At 56.6% G+C, this 17,447-nt stretch carries 11 protein-coding genes and 1 tRNA gene; 9 read left to right on the top strand and 3 right to left on the bottom strand.

From position 1 onward, the window contains the following. Nucleotides 1-82 precede the first annotated feature (82 nt). Together smc and VGR81_13820 are read right to left on the bottom strand one after the other, a co-directional pair. Nucleotides 83-3,871, bottom strand: coding sequence for a chromosome segregation protein SMC (smc, locus tag VGR81_13825; protein ID HEV2290017.1), 3,789 nt, complete (start codon nucleotides 3,869-3,871; stop codon nucleotides 83-85). Between the two features lie 251 nt (nucleotides 3,872-4,122). Then, on the bottom strand, nucleotides 4,123-6,078 hold the full coding sequence (locus VGR81_13820; GenBank protein ID HEV2290016.1) for a S9 family peptidase: 1,956 nt from the start codon (nucleotides 6,076-6,078) through the stop codon (nucleotides 4,123-4,125). 148 nt (nucleotides 6,079-6,226) lie between these two features. Here VGR81_13820 and VGR81_13815 point away from each other — a divergent pair, with 148 nt between their 5' ends. The 6 genes from VGR81_13815 to galT all read left to right on the top strand — a co-directional run bounded on the left by VGR81_13815 (nucleotide 6,227) and on the right by galT (nucleotide 13,763). Beyond that, nucleotides 6,227-8,524 carry a M28 family peptidase gene (locus VGR81_13815; GenBank protein HEV2290015.1) on the top strand — a complete coding sequence of 766 codons (2,298 nt, stop codon included), beginning with the start codon at nucleotides 6,227-6,229 and terminating at the stop codon, nucleotides 8,522-8,524. 155 nt (nucleotides 8,525-8,679) lie between these two features. Beyond that, nucleotides 8,680-10,119, top strand: a complete 1,440-nt coding sequence (gene cysS, locus VGR81_13810; GenBank protein HEV2290014.1) for a cysteine--tRNA ligase — start codon at nucleotides 8,680-8,682, stop codon at nucleotides 10,117-10,119. A gap of 145 nt (nucleotides 10,120-10,264) precedes the next feature. Further along, nucleotides 10,265-11,611 carry an acetyl ornithine aminotransferase family protein gene (locus VGR81_13805; GenBank protein ID HEV2290013.1) on the top strand — a complete coding sequence of 449 codons (1,347 nt, stop codon included), beginning with the start codon at nucleotides 10,265-10,267 and terminating at the stop codon, nucleotides 11,609-11,611. Nucleotides 11,612-11,715: 104 nt separating this feature from the next. Next, nucleotides 11,716-12,189, top strand: a complete 474-nt coding sequence (locus VGR81_13800) for a methyltransferase domain-containing protein (GenBank protein ID HEV2290012.1) — start codon at nucleotides 11,716-11,718, stop codon at nucleotides 12,187-12,189. 2 nt (nucleotides 12,190-12,191) lie between these two features. Then, complete coding sequence (locus VGR81_13795; protein HEV2290011.1) at nucleotides 12,192-12,662, top strand: YraN family protein; 471 nt, start codon at nucleotides 12,192-12,194, stop codon at nucleotides 12,660-12,662. Nucleotides 12,663-12,761: 99 nt separating this feature from the next. Continuing rightward, nucleotides 12,762-13,763, top strand: coding sequence for a galactose-1-phosphate uridylyltransferase (gene galT / locus VGR81_13790; GenBank protein HEV2290010.1), 1,002 nt, complete (start codon nucleotides 12,762-12,764; stop codon nucleotides 13,761-13,763). A 13-nt stretch (nucleotides 13,764-13,776) separates the two neighbouring features. On the opposite strand, the gene VGR81_13785 is transcribed toward galT, so the two are convergent. Then, the gene (locus VGR81_13785) at nucleotides 13,777-14,745 is read right to left on the bottom strand and encodes an HD-GYP domain-containing protein (protein HEV2290009.1); all 969 of its coding nucleotides are present in this window, start codon (nucleotides 14,743-14,745) and stop codon (nucleotides 13,777-13,779) included. 255 nt (nucleotides 14,746-15,000) lie between these two features. On the opposite strand from VGR81_13785, the gene sppA reads away from it, so the two are divergent. The 3 genes from sppA (at nucleotide 15,001) to VGR81_13770 (ending at nucleotide 17,415) form a co-directional block, all read left to right on the top strand. Further along, a complete protein-coding gene (gene sppA, locus VGR81_13780; GenBank protein ID HEV2290008.1) occupies nucleotides 15,001-16,722 on the top strand; it encodes a signal peptide peptidase SppA in 1,722 nt (573 codons plus the stop codon). Nucleotides 16,723-16,795: 73 nt separating this feature from the next. Next, nucleotides 16,796-16,870 (top strand) — tRNA-Cys (locus VGR81_13775). A 182-nt stretch (nucleotides 16,871-17,052) separates the two neighbouring features. Continuing rightward, entirely contained in the window at nucleotides 17,053-17,415 is a 363-nt protein-coding gene (locus VGR81_13770) for a hypothetical protein (GenBank protein ID HEV2290007.1), read from the top strand. Nucleotides 17,416-17,447: the final 32 nt, after the last annotated feature.

Genomic DNA, 17,447 nt, shown 5'->3' with positions numbered 1-17,447 from the left:
GCGCAGAGAGAAACGTTGTCAACGGATAAGGTGGACCTGAGGAAAACTTTTTCACAGTGCGCAGCCGGCTGCGCGGCGCACGCTACGCAGCCGTGGATCGCGCGCGCTCGACGGGCTCGTCCCAACGAACTGAGACGAGCTTGGAGACGCCGGGTTCCTGCATCGTGACGCCATAGAGCACGGAACCCATCTCCATGGTCTTGCGATTATGCGTCACAATGATGAATTGCGTTTGCTCGCCCATATCGAGGAGCATGCGATTGAAGCGGCCAACGTTGGCTTCGTCGAGCGGCGCGTCAACTTCGTCGAGTATGCAGAACGGGCTCGGCTGGAAGCGGAACACGGCGATCAGCAGGGCGAGAGCCGTCATAGCCTTTTCGCCGCCGGAAAGAAGCATAATATTCTGAAGACGCTTGCCGGGCGGCTGAGCGACGATGTCGATGCCGCAATCGCCTGAGCTATCCGGCTCGGTCAAACGCATTTCTCCGGAGCCGCCGCCAAATAGAACGCGAAATGCCTCGGAGAAATTCCGATTGATGACCGTGAAGGCTTCCTCGAATTTCTGGCGCGAAACGGTGTCCAGCTCCGTGATGGCCTGCTGCGTATTTTGTATTGATTCGACGAGGTCGTCACGCTCCCGCGTGAGGAAGGTGTTGCGCTGGTCGCATTCCTGATATTCCTCGAGGGCCATCATGTTGACCGGGCCCATGGACTCGAGGCGTTCTTTCTTTTCGGCGTAGCTCGCTTCCGCAGCAGCGAGCTCTTCGCCCTCGATCCAGTGTTCCTGTTGCGCGACCAGCTCCTCGGGCTGGGCATTGGCCTCGGCCATGCACGTCTGGCGCAGATATTCGCGATCGGAATCGTTGCGGGCCTTTTCGATCTCGCTCTGGTTGCGATTGGCGCGCACCTCCTCGAAAAGCTGCCTTTTTGTGCGCAGGCCGTCATCGAGATTCGCGGCGCGGTCGCGCAGCGCGTTCCATTGCGATTCGAGTTCCATTTGGCGCTGTTGCAGCCGATTTTTCTCATTGCGATGATGTTCGATTTGCTGTTCGAGCTGCGCGCTGCCGGCCTCGCGTTCAGATTTTTCGCGCGTCAGGGCGCCATGCTGCTCCTGAAGAGCGCCCATGCGTTCACGCGCCTGATTGAACTCCTCCGCCAAGCGCGCTTCGAGGGTTTCGGCGTTTGCCAGCCGCTCGGACATGGCCGCCAGCTCCTCGCGCCGAGTGGCCAGGATTCCCTGTTGCATCTGCACTTGTTCGCGTATGGCAGCTAAACGCTCGGTGGCTTCTGAGGCTTGCTGTTCGGCGCCGGCGCGCGACATCAGAGCCTGCTCACTCAAACGCCGAGTATCGTTGGCGCGCGCGCGCGCCTCTTCGGCTTCGCCGGCAAGCCGGGCGACTTCACGCTCAACTTCGGCAAGCTGTTGCTCGAATCGCGACAGCTCTTCGTGGGCTTGTTCCAACTGATGAAACGCGCTGACGCGAGCGCGCTCGGCTTCCACGTGCTTGACGAGATTTTGCGCGAGATCGGCTTCGACGCGGCGCTGTTCCTCTTCGAGACGAGTCAATTCCGCATGCGTTTCCGCGGTCAAGCGTTCGAGGCGCACGGCTTCGGCTTCGTGCATGCGCAATTCGCGCTTCAAGGCGAGCGGACCAGCTTCGCCGGGGCGTCCGCCGGTGACCATGCGGCCGTGGTAGCAGGTGCCATCGAGCGTGACGAAATGTTTTTGGGGATCTGCGTGCGCGAGCTGCTCGGCTTCCGCAGCGGTCTCCACCAGATAGGCGTCCTGCAGCTTGGAGAGGAACTGCTTCGCCGCCGGGCCGAGAGGATCGCGAAAATCAACAAGTTTATCGAGCCGAGAAACAATTCCGGCGGAGGAAAGCATGGCCGGATCTGATTTGGGCTCGTATTTCAAATGGCGCAGAGAATCGACAAAGAAGGTGGCGCGGCCGCCCATTTCATCGCGCAGCAAATTGACGCCTGCGCGAGCATGATCAAATGTCTCGACGACGACATATTCCAGCTCATCGCGCAGAAATTGCTCGACGGCTCCCTCGTATTGCTCCTGGACTTCGGCGTAATCGGCGAGCACGCCGACAGCGCGGAAGCCGCGCGATTCGCTCCCGCCATTGGCTGAAAATAGTTTCTGGACTGCCTCGGCCGTGTATGCGCGGTCATTCAAAATTTGTTCGAGGGAGCTGCGGCGAGCACGCGCGGCACTCAGTTCCTCGCGCAACTTTTCGTTGCGCTGCGACGCTTCCTGGTGCGAATGACGGAGCGCGACTGACGCCTCCTGCCCGGCGCGAACCTGTTGCTCAAGCTGACGAGCGATCTGTTCCGCTTGCTGGTGCCGGGCGTGCGCTTCCTGGTTTTTTTCAATCTGCGCCACGCGCTGTGCCTCGATCTGCGCGCAAGTTTCCTGGCGCTGGCTTTGTTCCAGGGAAATGCGCGTCAGCAAATCTTCGGCTTGCAGAGATTCCACTTGCGCGCGGACGGAATCCTCGCCGCTGCGCGAAGCTGCGTCGCGAAGGCTCGCGATCTTTTGCTCGAGCGCGACTTGCTCAGCACAATCGGACTCGATCTGCCTTACGAATTCCTGCAAGTGCGTCTCGATGCGCAGGGATTCCTCGCGCAGCGCTGCCACGCTTTCGCGATGGCCTGCGAGACGCGCTTCCACTTGCGCGGCCTGCGCTTCCGATTGCGCAATTTCCGCCGCGAGAGTCCCCATACGCGCGTAGATCTGCGCGGCCTGCTCGCGATTGAATGCCACGCGGTTTTCCGCGCGGTCGAGCTCCAGCGCGGACTGATTCAAGAGATTTTGAAGCTGGCGCAGCTCGCCTTCGAGTTCATAGTTGCGCGCGTTGAGGCGCTCTTGTTCCGCCTCGAGTTCGCGGATCTCCGAAATGCCGCGGCTTTCCGCAGAAATGATTTCAGCGAGGGCCGCTTCGAGCCTTTCGGCTTCGGATTCGAGGCGGCGCGCTTTGCTGGCGAGCACAACGCACATCAAGCCGCGCATCTCTTCGCGCAATTCTGTATATCGCCGCGCCCTGGACGCCTGGCGTTTGAGCGAGGCGAGCTGTTTTTCGACTTCGACGAGGATGTCGTTGACTCGCGCGAGATTTACCTTCGACGCTTCCAGCTTGGCTTCGGCGAGCCGCCGCTTCGTTTTGTAAACCGTGATTCCTGCGGCCTCTTCGATGAGTGCGCGACGATCCATGGGGCGCGAGTTGAGAATCTGGCCGATGCGGCCTTGCTCGATGATGGCGTATGAGTCTGGCCCCAGGCCCATGCCCATGAAAAGTTCCTGCACGTCGCGAAGACGGGCGACACGGCCGTTGAGCAGGTATTCGCTCTGGCCCGAGCGGTAGAGGCGGCGGCCGACGACAACTTCTCCTGGCTTCATGTGGATTGCTGGTTTTTCGGAGCCGCGCTTTTTAAATGTCTTGACTGGCTTGCCTTCGTCGGACGCTGCCTCAGCGGCGACCGCTGTCTCGGAAGATTCAGCAGGACCAGGTTCTATCTGCGCGGCCACTTCTTCGACCGGTGCTTCGGCAGAATTTTCCGCGCCGTCGCCCAATACTTTCGAAACCGCATCGGTGAGCTCGGGATCAACGAGCGTCAGGGAAACTTCGGCGACGCCGAGCGGCGGGCGCTTGGCTGTGCCATTGAAGATGCAATCCGACATGCGCTCGGCGCGAAGCATCTTGTGGCTCTGCTCACCGAGCACCCAGGAAACGGCATCCACGACGTTGGATTTGCCGCAGCCGTTCGGCCCGACAATGCACGTGACGCCGCTGCCGCTGAAGACGATCTGCGTCTTATCGCAGAAGGATTTGAAGCCCAGTATTTCGACTTTACGCAGTTTGAGCACGCCGCTCCTCGGATTCGGTCTGGCGCTTCCGCATCATACGCGGATTTGGCCGCAATTCGGCTTCCGTATTGCGAAATACAGGGACAAAAATCGTGGCGGGTCGCGCGGAGCAGGCCCAGCCGCCTGGCGCTTCGGATCGGCGGTGATGCGGACGACGATAGCACGAGGCCAGAGGCGTGTAAAGCCTTTGCGCGGGAAATGTGCCAGCAGAGAACGCGGGGAGGGAGCCCCAGAGTGCGAAATCTCGTGGCCTATTTCAGATACTCCTCGTACCAGGCGACGATGCGGTTGAGGCGGTCGAGTTCGTGCTTTTCTTCGTGGAATCCGTGATTTTCGCGCGGATATTCCACCAGCTCTGCTGGAGCGCCGTAAAATTTCAATCCGCGATAAAGGCCCGTGCTCTGGCCGAGCGGATCGGTCGTGTCGTTGATGCCTTGAAGAATCAGAATCGGCGTGTGCGCGTTTTTCAAATACAGATAGGGTGAGTGCTTCAGCATCACTTCCTGTTGATCGTAGGGAAGGCCCCAGAACCATTTATCGTACGACGGGCCATTTTCCGTTTCGAATTCGGCGATCAGGTCCACCATGCCGGCGCCGGAAACGGACGCCTTGAAGCGATTGGTCTGCGTGATGGCCCATTCCGCCATGTAACCGCCGTAGGACCATCCGCCGATGCCGAGGCGATTCGGATCGGCGACGCCTTGCGCGACCAAGTGATCCACGCCGGCCATTACGTCCTTGAAATCGGCGCCGCCCCAATCCGCTCGGTTCATCTCCACAAATTTCTCGCCGTAGCCCGTCGAGCCGCGAATATTGAAGTAAGCGACAGCGAAGCCATGCGCCGCGAGCAACTGTCCCCAGATGTCGATGTTGTCGGACCATGCGCCTGTCGGCCCGCCGTGAACCAGAATCACCGTAGGCTTCGGCGAATTTCCGGTGGAATTGAGCGGGCGCAGAAGTTCTCCTTCGATCGAGAGGCCATCGAAGCTCTTGTAATGGAAAAACTGCGGTTTTGCGAGCGTGATGGAATCCCAGCTTGCATTCAAATGGGTGACGCGTTCCGGTGCGCCGCCGTTTGCGGAAAGATAGATTTCTGGCGGCTGCGTGGCAGATTGACCGACAAATGCAAGCTCCCCGGAAGATGAAACGGCAAAGCTGTGCGGGTTCGGCTCGGCATTGTCGATGGGCTTCGCTGAGCCATCCATGGCGATGGAATAAAGCGTTGTCCTGAACCCTGTTTGGGCAACGGCCATCACGTTGCCGTCGGGCCGCCATTGAAATTCGAACGAAGGGCGATCTAGCCCCGCGGCGGTGAGATTACGACTCGCGTCGGAAGCTGGAGTGTCAATCGAACGCACATAGATGTCGTGTGGCTCTGGACCATCAACGCGCGCGCCTGCATATAGGAATTGCTTTCCGTCTGGCGAAACGAGAATGTTTCCGAACGGTCCTACGGGAGCGAACAACAGAGACATTTTTCCCGTCGAAACATCGACGGCGAAGATGCGGTTGGTATCGTTTTCCGATTCCGGATGATCCGTCGCGGAGACGATGATGCTTTCACCTTGAGGCGTCCATTCCAACTGCCGAACTTCCCAATTCGCAGCGGTAACCGCGTGAGCCTTCTTTGTCGCGACATCCAGAAGCCAGAGACGATTATTCTTGTCTTGATGATCGACGACAATCGCATCGTCTTTGTCTTTTTCTTTCTTCTGTTGTGCGGCTGTCGGCTCGTCGGGAGCGAGGAAGGCGATTTGCTTTCCATCTGCCGACCATTCAAACGAACTGATGCTGCGCTTGCCTTCGGTAATCGGGTACGCATCGCCACCGCTTAAAGGCATGAGATAAATTTGCTGATTTTCTTCGCGGCTGGAAAGAAACGCCAGAAACTTGCCGTCGGGCGACCATCGCGGCGAATCATCGGACTTGTCCGAGAATGTGTACTGACGCATTTGCCGGGTCGCCACATCCAGTATCCAGATATGGTGGGGATTGTCGGTGCCTTTGGGAGGTTCGGCGAGCGTGAATGCCAGGCGCATGCCGTCCGGAGAAAATCGCAAATCCGAAATGCGACGCATGTTCAGAGCCTGCTGCGGCGTCAGGACCTGGCTCGCCGATGTGTTGCTGGCGCCGCCTCCCTGGCCGAAGACGGCGGAGCTCGCGAGGCATAGAATCGCGATTGCAATGGGAAGTGAACGAATTTTCATGGCTAGCTCCTCAGTGAAGCGACAATGTAGGGGTGGTGCGGCGATTCGTCAACGAGCAAATTTTGTTTCTCTACGTTCTCCCCGTTGACTTGGCCACGTTGTGGCCATAGGATGTCGCGCACATCATCGGTATCGATACGGAGAGCCTGTGAACCTCACGGAGCAAACCCCGCGCGGCGGTACGTTTGTAGTCGTTCTGTCGCTATATGCCGCAGTGATCTGTTTGGCGGCATTTCGCGCGCAGCCTCCTCCGCCAAAGCCTGCTGATGGTCCGACGAACGCATTCTCCGCCACGCGCGCGAAAGACATATTGAAACAGCTTCTTGGCAACGGCGCGCCGCATCCCGTGGGCAGCGCTGCGGACAGTACTGTGCGCGATGGCATCGTCGCGCAATTAACTCAGTTGGGTTATCAATCCCGCGTTCAAGATAGCTTCGTCTGCGGCGAATTTGGTCAATGCGCCGAAGTGAAGAATGTGGAGGCGCGTCTCGATGGGAGCGAGCCGGGAGCTGTTCTCGTTTCCGCGCATTACGATTCGGTGCCCGCGGGACCGGGAGCGTCGGATGACGGCGCTGGGACGGTTTCTGTGCTCGAGATTGCACGCGCTCTAAAGGCGTCTCCGCCGCTTCGCCATCCTGTCGTTTTTCTCCTCGACGAAGGCGAAGAAGCCGGTTTGTTCGGCGCGGTTGCTTTTGTTCAGGACGATCCGTGGGCGAAAGAAGTTCGCGCCGACGTCAACATGGACAATCGCGGGACCTCCGGGCCCACGGCGATGTTTGAGACAGGAAATGCCAATCAATGGGTGATTCGCCTCTTTGCGAAATCCGTTCACCACGCGGATGGCACATCGCTTTCATATACGGTCTATAAGAGCCTGCCGAACGATACGGATTTCACGATTTTCAAGCATGCGGGCTATCAGGGACTGAATTTTGCGTTTATCAACGACGTCGCGCACTATCACACGCCGCTCGACAACTATGACAATGCCAGCGCCGCGAGCATTCAGGAAGAAGGAGAGAGTGGACTCGAAGCCGTTCGCGCGCTTGCGAATTCGGATTTGAATTTCGGACCGCCGTCCGATGCCGTTTATGCCGGTTTATTTGGGTGGAAGACCATTTGGTGGCCCGCACGCGAGACTGCCGGTCTGGCGATTTTGGCGCTTGTGCTCTTGCTTATCGAAGCCGCTGTGCTCGTGCGGCGCGGAAAGATGCGGATGAAAGCCTATGCGATTGGGCTTTTCGGCTGGCCATCGATTCTCGCCGTCAGCGCGGTGATCGGCGTGGTATTGCAATGGTTCCTGCGCAAAGCGGGCGCGATTCCATCGAACTGGGTTGCGCATTCTGCGCCACTCCTCGTTGCCTTTTGGGCATTGGGATTCGCCGCTGCGGCGATTGTGGGAGTTTTGTTTGCGCGTCTCGCGGGATTCTGGGGACTTTGGAGCGGCATCTGGATTTGGTGGGCCATTGTTGCTCTTGTGCTGGGAATTTCGGCGCCTGGCTTGAGTTATTTTTTTGTTGTGCCATCCGTGACCGCGGCAATTTTCGGATTGGCCATATTGTTTGCGGGGCGCGACAACGGAGGGTTGATCGCTGTTGGCACGATCATTCCAGCCGTCGTTGCGGCGATCGCGGGCTTTGGGATGCTTTGGTTTTTGTACGTCGCGCTGGGCAATGTGTTCCTGGCGGGGATTGCAGTATCCGTTGCTCTAATTGCCGCGCCGCTGGCTCCATTTGCCGGAGCCATCTCCGCCGGGAATCGCTGGAAGTTCCCATTGCTGACGGTTTTGGCGGTGGCGATCGGAGCCATCGCCGCTTTGTTCGCGCCGCATTTTTCCGCGACTTCCCCCGAGGGACTCAATCTGCAATATCATCTGGACGCAGATGCAAATCAGGCGGAGTGGCTGGCCTATCCAAGTTCCGGCCGTTTGCCACCGGCTTTCAGGAAAGCAGCGTCATTCGCGCGCACAAAAACAGCGACTTATCCGTGGGACGCGAGCACGCCATACGCTGCCAGCGCGCCCTTGCTGAACTTGCCCGCGCCGGAACTGACGGTTCGCAGCGTCACACCCTCGCAGGGTAAATACGAATACGACGTGTTTTTGAAATCCCCGAGAGGCGCGCCGCGAATTATTTTGGGTTTTCCGCCGAATGCGGATGTCGAATCTGTTTTTGCCTTCGGACATTCCATTCCGCCACTCGATAGCCGGATGCTTCGCTACACGCACGGCTGGCATTTATATGGCGATGTCGACGTTCCGGCGGATGGGCTAGAGATGAAGTTTACGTCGCCGAGCGCAGCGCCCGTCGAAGCGCTGCTCATCGACGAGAGTTATGGTCTTCCGCCGCAGGGAGCGTTCCTGGCAAATGCTCGGCCAGATACCGCAGTGGCAAATAACAGTGGCGATGCGGTGACGGTCACGCGTCATGTCACATTGAAGCCATAATGGTTCGATCCGCGTCGCTGCACGCAGTCACGCCTGTTTGCCACGTCAGGAAGCCTCAGCTAGAATGTCGGTTTCTGTATTTTTGCTTCGCGCGCGGAATGTGCAGCTGCTAGACCACCAATTTTCCATTCATGTCTGAAACGGAGAGCGCCGGAATGGGCGAAATTCTGCTCCACAACACGCTGACGAATCGAAAGGAGCCGTTTACACCTCTTCGTCCAGCCGAAGTACGCATGTACACGTGCGGCCCGACGGTCTACGACTACGCGCACATCGGAAATTACCGAACTTTTGTCTTTCAGGATATTTTGCGGCGATTCTTGAAATCGCGCGGCTTCCGAATGAATCACGTCATGAACCTCACCGACGTCGATGACCGCATCATTCAAAACGCCGCGGAAAAGGGAATCAGCATCTTCGATTACACCGCTCAGTATATTCAGGCGTTCAAGGACGATATGAACGCACTGAGCTGCGAGACGCCGGAGCATCTTATTCGCGCCACCGATTGCATCGACGACATGGTCGCGCTGATCGAAAAACTCGAAGCCAAGGGCATGACCTACCGAAGCGACGGCTCGATTTACTATCGCATCGCGAAATTTCCGGACTACGGCAAGCTCTCCAAGATTGATTTGAGCGGCATTCAAGCCGGCGCGCGCGTAGAAACGGATCGCTACGAGAAAGACGATGCGCGGGATTTTGCATTGTGGAAGGCACCGAAGCCCGGCGAGCATTTTTGGGAGACGCGTATTGGCCCGGGCCGCCCCGGCTGGCATATCGAATGCTCAGCGATGGCCATGAAGTATCTGGGGGAAACGCTGGATATTCACACGGGCGGCGTTGATCTCGCGTTTCCTCACCACGAAAACGAAATCGCGCAAAGCGAAGCTGCCACTGGGCATCCCTTCGTCCGCTATTGGCTGCATGCCGAGCACTTGATTATTGATGGCGAGAAAATGTCCAAGTCGCTCGGCAATTTCTATACGCTGCGCGACCTGCTGAAAAAAGGCAATAAACCGTCCACAGTGCGCTATCTGCTTGCGTCTGTGCCTTATCGACGGCAGCTCAACTTTACGGCGGACAGCATCCAGCAGGCAGCGAGCTCGGTTGAAAGGCTGCGCAACTTCGTGGCGCGGCTTCAGGAAGGCAAATTTCCGCCGGGTAATCATCCGGCGATGCAGAAACGCGCGCAGGAAGCCATTGCAAATTTCGAAGCCGGGCTTGTGGATGATCTGAACACTGCGGTCGCGCTGGCGGCGATTTTTGATTTAGTGCGCGATGTGAACACGGCCATGGATCGCGGCGAATTCCGGCAGCAGGATGCGCCGTACGTTCTGACGGCGATGAAGAAATTCGATCAGATTTTCTCCGTGCTCGAAGACAACGACGCAAGTAAGCTACGCTCTCTCGGTTTCAAATCGGCCAGCGAGGAAATGACGCCCGAGGAAATCGATGCGCTTGTAGCAGAGCGGCAGCAGGCGCGCAAGCAGCGGAACTTCAAGCGCGCCGATGAAATCCGCCAGGAACTTGCGGACCGTGGTATTCTTTTGGAAGATACCCGCGATGGCGGGATTCGCTGGAAGAAGAAGTGAGCTTGCGATTTCAAAATCCGTCCTCCTGGCACAGTTTGCCTTCTCGGCAAAGACCCAATCTTTTCGGCGTGGACTAACGACCCTTCCTCACGCAAAGGCGCAGCGGCTTTTGACCGCGCGACAAAATCCATTTGAGAGGAAGATTATGAAGAAAGCCGAGAATTGGAAGTTGCCTTGCCTTGCCACTTCTTTGCCGGGACCTAAGGCAAAGAAGCTCGTCAATCAGGACGCGAAATTCGTTTCCCCGTCGTACACGCGAAGTTATCCGCTCGTTGCCAAGACTGGCCGAGGCGCGGTAATCGAAGACGTTGACGGCAATCGTTTTCTCGACTTTGCCGCGGGGATAGCTGTCGTCGCTACGGGCCATTGCCATCCGGAGGTGGTCGCTGCGATTCAGAAGCAAGCCGGCGAATTGATCCACATGTCGGGGACAGATTTTTATTACGAGAACATGGTGACGCTGGCCGAGAAACTGGCAACGATTGCTCCGGGGAAAGACTCGAAACGCGTTTATTTCGGCAATTCCGGCACGGAAGCGCTCGAAGCAGCAATGAAACTTGCGCGGTATCACACGAAGCGCGAAAAATTCATCGCCTTTTACGGTTCTTTCCACGGGCGAACGATGGGATCGCTCTCGCTGACGTCGAGCAAATCCATCCAGCGCAAAGGATTTGGGTCGCTCATCGGCGGCGTGATGCACATGCCCTTTCCCAATGCCTATCGCACTCCCGGAGAAAGCGCCGATGCAGCAACGGCGGAATGCCTGGAGTTCCTCGAGGATCAGATCTTTCATCGTCTCGCGGATCCTTCCGACGTAGCCGCGATTTTCATCGAGCCTATTCAGGGCGAGGGCGGGTACGTTCCGGCTCCGGCGAAGTTTTTGCAGGAGCTGCAGCGAATCTGCCGCAAGCACGGAATTTTGCTGGTTGCCGACGAAGTTCAATGCGGCATGGGACGCACCGGAAAATGGTGGGCTTCGGAACATGCGCAAATCGAGCCGGATATTGTTTGCGTGGCGAAAGGAATCGCTTCCGGCATGCCGCTCTGCGCGACGATTGCCAGTGCGAACATCATGAACTGGCCTCCGGGAGCGCACGCGTCCACATTTGGCGGCAATCCGATCTGCATTGCGGCTTCGCTCGCCACGATTGACCTGATCGAGAAGCAATACATGCAGAATGCACACCGCGTGGGCAAGTTCATCACGGCGAAGATGGCGGATTGGCGCGATCGGTATAGGATCGTCGGAGATGTGCGCGGTCCTGGCTTGATGATCGGCGTCGAAATCGTGCGCGACCAGAAGACCAAGGAAAGGGCGCCCGATTTGCGCAACAAAATCGTTGACCTTGCTTTTTACAAGGGGCTGCTGATTCTTGGAGCCGGTGACAACACGATTCGGATCGCTCCGCCGCTCTTGATTGACGAGGAACAAGCGGAGCATGCTCTTCGCATTCTTGGCGAATGCATCGCCGAGGTGCAGAAGAAAGCATAGAGCTTTTTTAAAGCGTTATCGAATATTTGTACGGAGGAAGATTGCCTCGCATTTTGGACGTCGGTTGTGGACCGACAAAGTATCCAGGGTCGATCGGAATCGATATGAATCCCGATACCGCGGCCGACGTCCTGTGTAATTTGGATAAGGGAGCGCTGCCGTTTCGCGACAGTGTGTTTGACGAGGTTCATGCGACGCATCTGATCGAACACGTCGACAATATTATTAAGACGGTTGAGGAATTCCATCGTGTCACGCGCGCGGGCGGGATGATCGTCCTCATCACGCCGCACTACACGGATTTCAGTTCTTTTTGCGATCCAACCCATAAGTGGCATTTGAATAGTTTTTCGTTTAGATATTTTTACTCCGAGGGAATCCACGGCCACGATCACTGGTATTCTCGCGTGCGCCTAAGGCAGCGGCGACTCCGCGTGCGGCTGTTGCAGTTGTGGCGGTATCTCGGGTTCGAATTTCTGGTGAACCATTCCCTGCGCTTCCGGCGATTTTGGGAATTTTATCTTTGTTATGTTGTTCGCGGTAAGGTAATGGAATTTGAGTTGGAGGTGATCAAGTAGCCGTGCCGCTGTTTTCGCGCGCTGTATTTGGGGTTATGCAATTTGCTGCCCGAAAGGGACTGGCGGAATCGCGCATCGGCGAATCGATGAAAGAGCGCGCCCGCCGCACTGGGATCCACGGTGAGACATACGCGTATTGGTACCTGCGGCGCCACGGCTATGTTTTCGTCGCACGGAATTACAGGGTTCCGGAAGACAAAGGTGAAATTGATCTCGTAGGTTACGACGGCTCAGTCCTTGCTTTTGTCGAAGTGAAGACGCGAATTGGAACGGAAGAGCGCTCGGTGCAGCCTGAATTCGCCGTGACTTCTCAGAAGCGTCAGCACATCGAGCGCGTGGCAAAGCGATTTCTCCGAGAGCGCCGCTTGCTTGAGTCGCCTTGGCGATTCGATTTGGTGGCGATTGAGAGCCGCGAGGGGCGTCCACCCGTGGTTCGTTTGCACAAGAATGCTTTTGCGGCAGGAAGCCAGTGATTCATAGCCCGCATGAATACCGAGTCTCCTTCCTGAATTACCTCCGCGGTGTAAGATAGAGTTTTGATTTGCGATATCCTGAGTTAGGAGGATGCAAGATTGCCTGAGTTACGCAAGGATCCGATTACGGGGCGCTGGGTGATTATTTCGAGCGATCGCGGGAAGCGCCCCACAGATTTCGTTCGCGAACCCGTTCAGATGAAGGGCGGTTCGTTCTGCCCATTTTGCCCGGGAAACGAAGGGAAGACGCCCCCAGAGATTCTGGCCTATGGCCGCAATGGATGCGGAAAGGACACTCCCGGCTGGACCGTCCGAGTCGTGCCCAACAAATTTCCTGCCCTGGGGATTGAAGGCGATGCCGATCGCGAAGGCGAAGGCCTGTTTGATCGCATGAACGGAATCGGCGCGCATGAAGTCATTATCGAAACGCCGGATCATCAGAGCACACTTGCGACGCTTCCCGAGAAATGCCTCGAGGAAGTTCTGTGGGCCTATCGAGATCGCGTCTTAGACTTAAAAAACGACCGACGCTTCCGCTACATTTTGCTTTTCAAAAATCACGGCGAAGCGGCGGGCGCTTCTCTTGAACATACGCACTCTCAGCTCATCGCTCTGCCCATCGTTCCCAAGCGCGTCCGGGAAGAAGTCGATAACTCGCGGCGGTATTTTGACGTCAAGGAGCGCTGTATCTTCTGCGACATGATCCGCCAGGAGCTGGAAACCGGCACGCGCGTGATTTTGGGCAATGATCAATTCATCGCCCTCGCGCCTTACGCGCCGCGCTTTCCGTTTGAGACGTGGATTCTGCCACGCCAGCACAGCTCGTCATTTGAGAATCAGTCGAGTCCCGTTTATGCCAGCCTTGCGAAACTGTTCCATGAATTCCTCGCGCGTCTCGATGCCGTTCTGAACCGGCCAGCATACAATTATGTGATTCACACGTCTCCGATCGGCGAGGAAATCAACGATCATTATCATTGGCATGTGGAAATGATGCCGAAGCTCACGCGCGTGGCTGGTTTTGAATGGGGAACCGGTTTTTATATCAATCCCACGCCACCAGAAGAAGCAGCGCGCTTTTTGCGCGAGGCGCAGATTTGATCTGGTCCGCGAACTAAACCAGCACTTCGGGAACTTCCATCCGTCCGCCGCGGAACGCGGATTCGAAAGCGGCGACAACCTTGGGATCAAAATCCGCCCCGGCGCCCTTCAGGATAATGTCGCGCGCTTCGAAGGGAGACATCGCCTTGCGGTATGGCCGGTCGCTGACAAGCGCGTCATAGACATCCGCCACGGTGATGATTCGAGCTTCGATGGGAATGTCCTCGCCTTTCGTCGGATGGTAGCCCGTTCCGTCAAATTTGTCGTGATGCGCCAGAATAATTGGCAGAACGCGGCGCAAAGTCCCGCCGACGGCCACGGGACGCAGCGCCTCTACTCCGCGCGGCAAATGCGATTGCACTTCAGCGATTTCATCTTCCGAAAGCCGCGCTGACTTGTAGAGGATGTTGCGGCTCACCTCGAGCTTGCCGATGTCATGGAGCAAAGCGGCGGCGCGAACGTCTTCAATCTGGTCCTCGGGAAGTCCCATCTCCGCCGCCAGTCTTGCTGAATAGACGGATACGCGGAACGAATGGTTCTGCGTGTATTTATCATTGGAAATGACCTGGCACAGAATCTGGAGAACGCCGAAATACGTCTCGCGCAGTTCGACCATCCCTTCTTCTTTGACTTCGTAAAGCGTGCCCATGGCATACGCGGTTATCAGGAGGAAGCCACCCCAAATGGCGACATCCGCCCAGCTGATCAGGTGCCTCTCTGCTACAGATTGTCCCGCTGCGAACGCGACCGGATTCATGATATTCAGCCAAGAGACGATCAGGACCGAGGCCAAGGCAGTCTGGACGGCTCGCGACCGGCCAAAATAGTATGCCGCGAAGAGGGTCGGGAGGTTGTAGAACGACAAAACCAGCCGCTCGCCTGACACAAAGAAATTGATGACCGCCGCAAACGCTATGATCGAGAAGATCAGCAGGAGCTCTTTGTTGATCTCCATGATTCGGGACATCATCGGTTTTTTCACGGCCTTCCCCTCCCGAGAAATATTCTTTATCCCGCGGCAGCCTTCGTCGTCTCGCCCTAAAATGGTAACAACCCGGTGCGTGACTTGATGGAATTTGTCACTAGAATTGCCCAATGCGTGTAACTGTACTTCTATCATCGCGCTCCTGTACGAACGAACAGGTGGAAAATGTTGCGTCCAATGGAATTTTCAGGGCACCGATGGTAATTTTGGAGAGTCACGACGAATGCACGTCGGTGCGCGAAGGATAAACTGATGACGTGGGGTCAGAGGCGAACACTTGTAATTCTGCTGGTAATTGCTGGCGTGATTTTGCTTCTTTGGGCTATTCCGCACTGGACTTTTGCCCCCACACAGATGATTTCTTCCGACTCCGTCCTTGTGCTTAATTTAAGTGGTTCCGTTGTGGAACAGCAGCCTAATGATTTTTCTACGGCGCTATTCGGGTCGCAGGTGAGTGTGCTCCACGAGATAAACGACGCGATCGATCAGGCCGCGGATGACAATCGGATAAAGGGACTAGTCGTGCGTATCGCGCCTATCGAAGCCGGATGGGCGAAGCTCGAAGAAATTCACGATCATCTTCTCGCTTTCCGCAGAAGCCGGAAGCCGAGTATTTGTTACTTGGGCTACGACGGGGCTGAAAACGAGGAATATTACGTTGCTACGGGCTGCAGCCAGGTTTGGCTTGAACCCACCAATCCATTGGGCGTTCGCGGGATGATGGCGGAAGCTACATTCTTGCGCGGAAGCCTGGATAAACTGAAAATTGTTCCCGACTTCTTGCATATCGCGGAGTACAAGACAGCTCCCAATGAATACACGGAAAAGAAATTCACGCCGGCGCATCGCGAGGAAGTGCAGGCGCTGCTGACAAGCGTTTACAATCAATACCTCACGGATGTTTCTTTTGCGCGCGGCATGGACCGCACTCAATTTGCAAATCTCGTGCCCCAAGGGCCTTTTTTGCCGAAGGAGGCTTTGCAAGACAGGCTCGTTGATCGCCTCGGGGATTGGGATCAGGTACAGGATTTCTTCCGCCACGGAGTCGGAGACTGGAATCCGGTGGGTTTTGGGCAATATCGGCAGAGCCTGAGCGACGGATCGGGACCGGAAATCGCCATCATCTATGCTTCCGGAGAAATTGTATCGGGTGACTCCCAAACTACACCGACAGGCGGATCGATGATGGGTGGAGACACAATCGCCAGGGAAATTCGCTCCGCGCGGAGGGATTCCGACATTCGCGCGATAATCTTGCGGGTGGATTCGCCAGGCGGCTCCTCTGTTGCCAGCGAAGTCATTCGCCGCGAAGTGCAATTGGCTCGGCGCGAAAAACCTGTCGTTGTTTCTATGTCCGATTTGGCCGCTTCGGGCGGATATTGGATTTCGATGTCGGCGGATAAGATCGTGGCCGACCCGGAGACCATCACAGCGTCCATCGGCGTCTTTAGCGGCAAGATGAATCTTTCGGGCTTGTATCAACTGCTCGGCATCAGCACCGACTATATTGCCACCAGCGAGAATGCGACGCTCTACTCTGACCAGAGCGATTTCACGCCGGAGCAACAGCAGTCCGTTCAAAAAATGCTCCAGGACATTTATGCGAATTTCACGCGCGGCGTTTCCAAGGGCCGTAATCTTTCCCTGGGCACAGTAGATAAAATCGGCAAAGGACGCGTGTGGAGTGGGGAGCAAGCCAAGAGCCTGGGGCTTGTGGACTACTTGGGCGGAACCGATCGCGCCATCGCCATTGCCAAACAACTAGCTCATATTCCTGCCGGCGAGTCCGTCGAACTTGTGCGGCTACCCAAACCCGAGACGTTCTTTGAATTGCTCTTCAATCGCTTGCAAGGCGACGTTTCCGCGCCGCCCGACGAGTACACAGCCGTTCAATCGATGATCCATCGCTTGTCGGTCATGGCGCGCACGGAACCCGTGCGTGTTCAGATGCCTTTCACTTTGACGATTCGCTGATTCCGCGGCGTCATGAGAATCCCAATTCGCTGGCCGGGGTCGCGGAAACTTCGCTATACTTAAGTCAGCCACGGGCGCGGTACCCAAGTGGTAAGGGAGAGGTCTGCAAAACCTTTATACGTGGGTTCGATTCCCACCCGCGCCTCCAAAATACTTTGCAAGTTCAGACGCTCGCCGAAACCATCTTCATCAAGTTTCGCAGAGTGAAACAGACTGAAGCTGCCTGTGACTTGATTTGTGCATCACAATGGCTGTAGGATTAATTCTGCGTTCTTGGAGCCTGCAATTTAGGCGCGATTCAGGTGAAGGTCGCAGCGTCACAGACGCAACATGAAACCTCGCAAACAGAGCGGGATATTGCCGTCGCAAAATTATCTGTGGCGACGCGTGGCGGTTCGCATTGTCGTTTCCTTGCTGCTATTCACGGTAGCTGGGCTCTCGACGATGGCCAAGGATGGCAAATATTATCCGAACAAGAAATCAGCGCAGCATGTTTCGCTGTCGACTAAGATGGATATGGTCTCACCGTCGATAGTCCTCGACCGTGGACCGCAGCAGTGGGTAATTGATTTAGTCCAGTCCAGGCCACGCGTTTGCCTCGCACGCATTGTTGATTTTGCTGCTCCGCGAATAGAATCGGTTGGCGTTGTCGTTTCCATGCAGCTTCGTTCTCCCCCGCAACTAATTTCCTAGCACCTCAAAATCTCTTTCGATAGCTGACAGAA

It is taken from the genome of Candidatus Acidiferrales bacterium (assembly GCA_035934015.1).
GTDB lineage: Bacteria > Acidobacteriota > Terriglobia > Acidiferrales > UBA7541 > DAHUXN01.
Note: the sequence above shows the minus strand (reverse complement) of the source record. Positions and strands in the feature narration are given on the sequence as shown.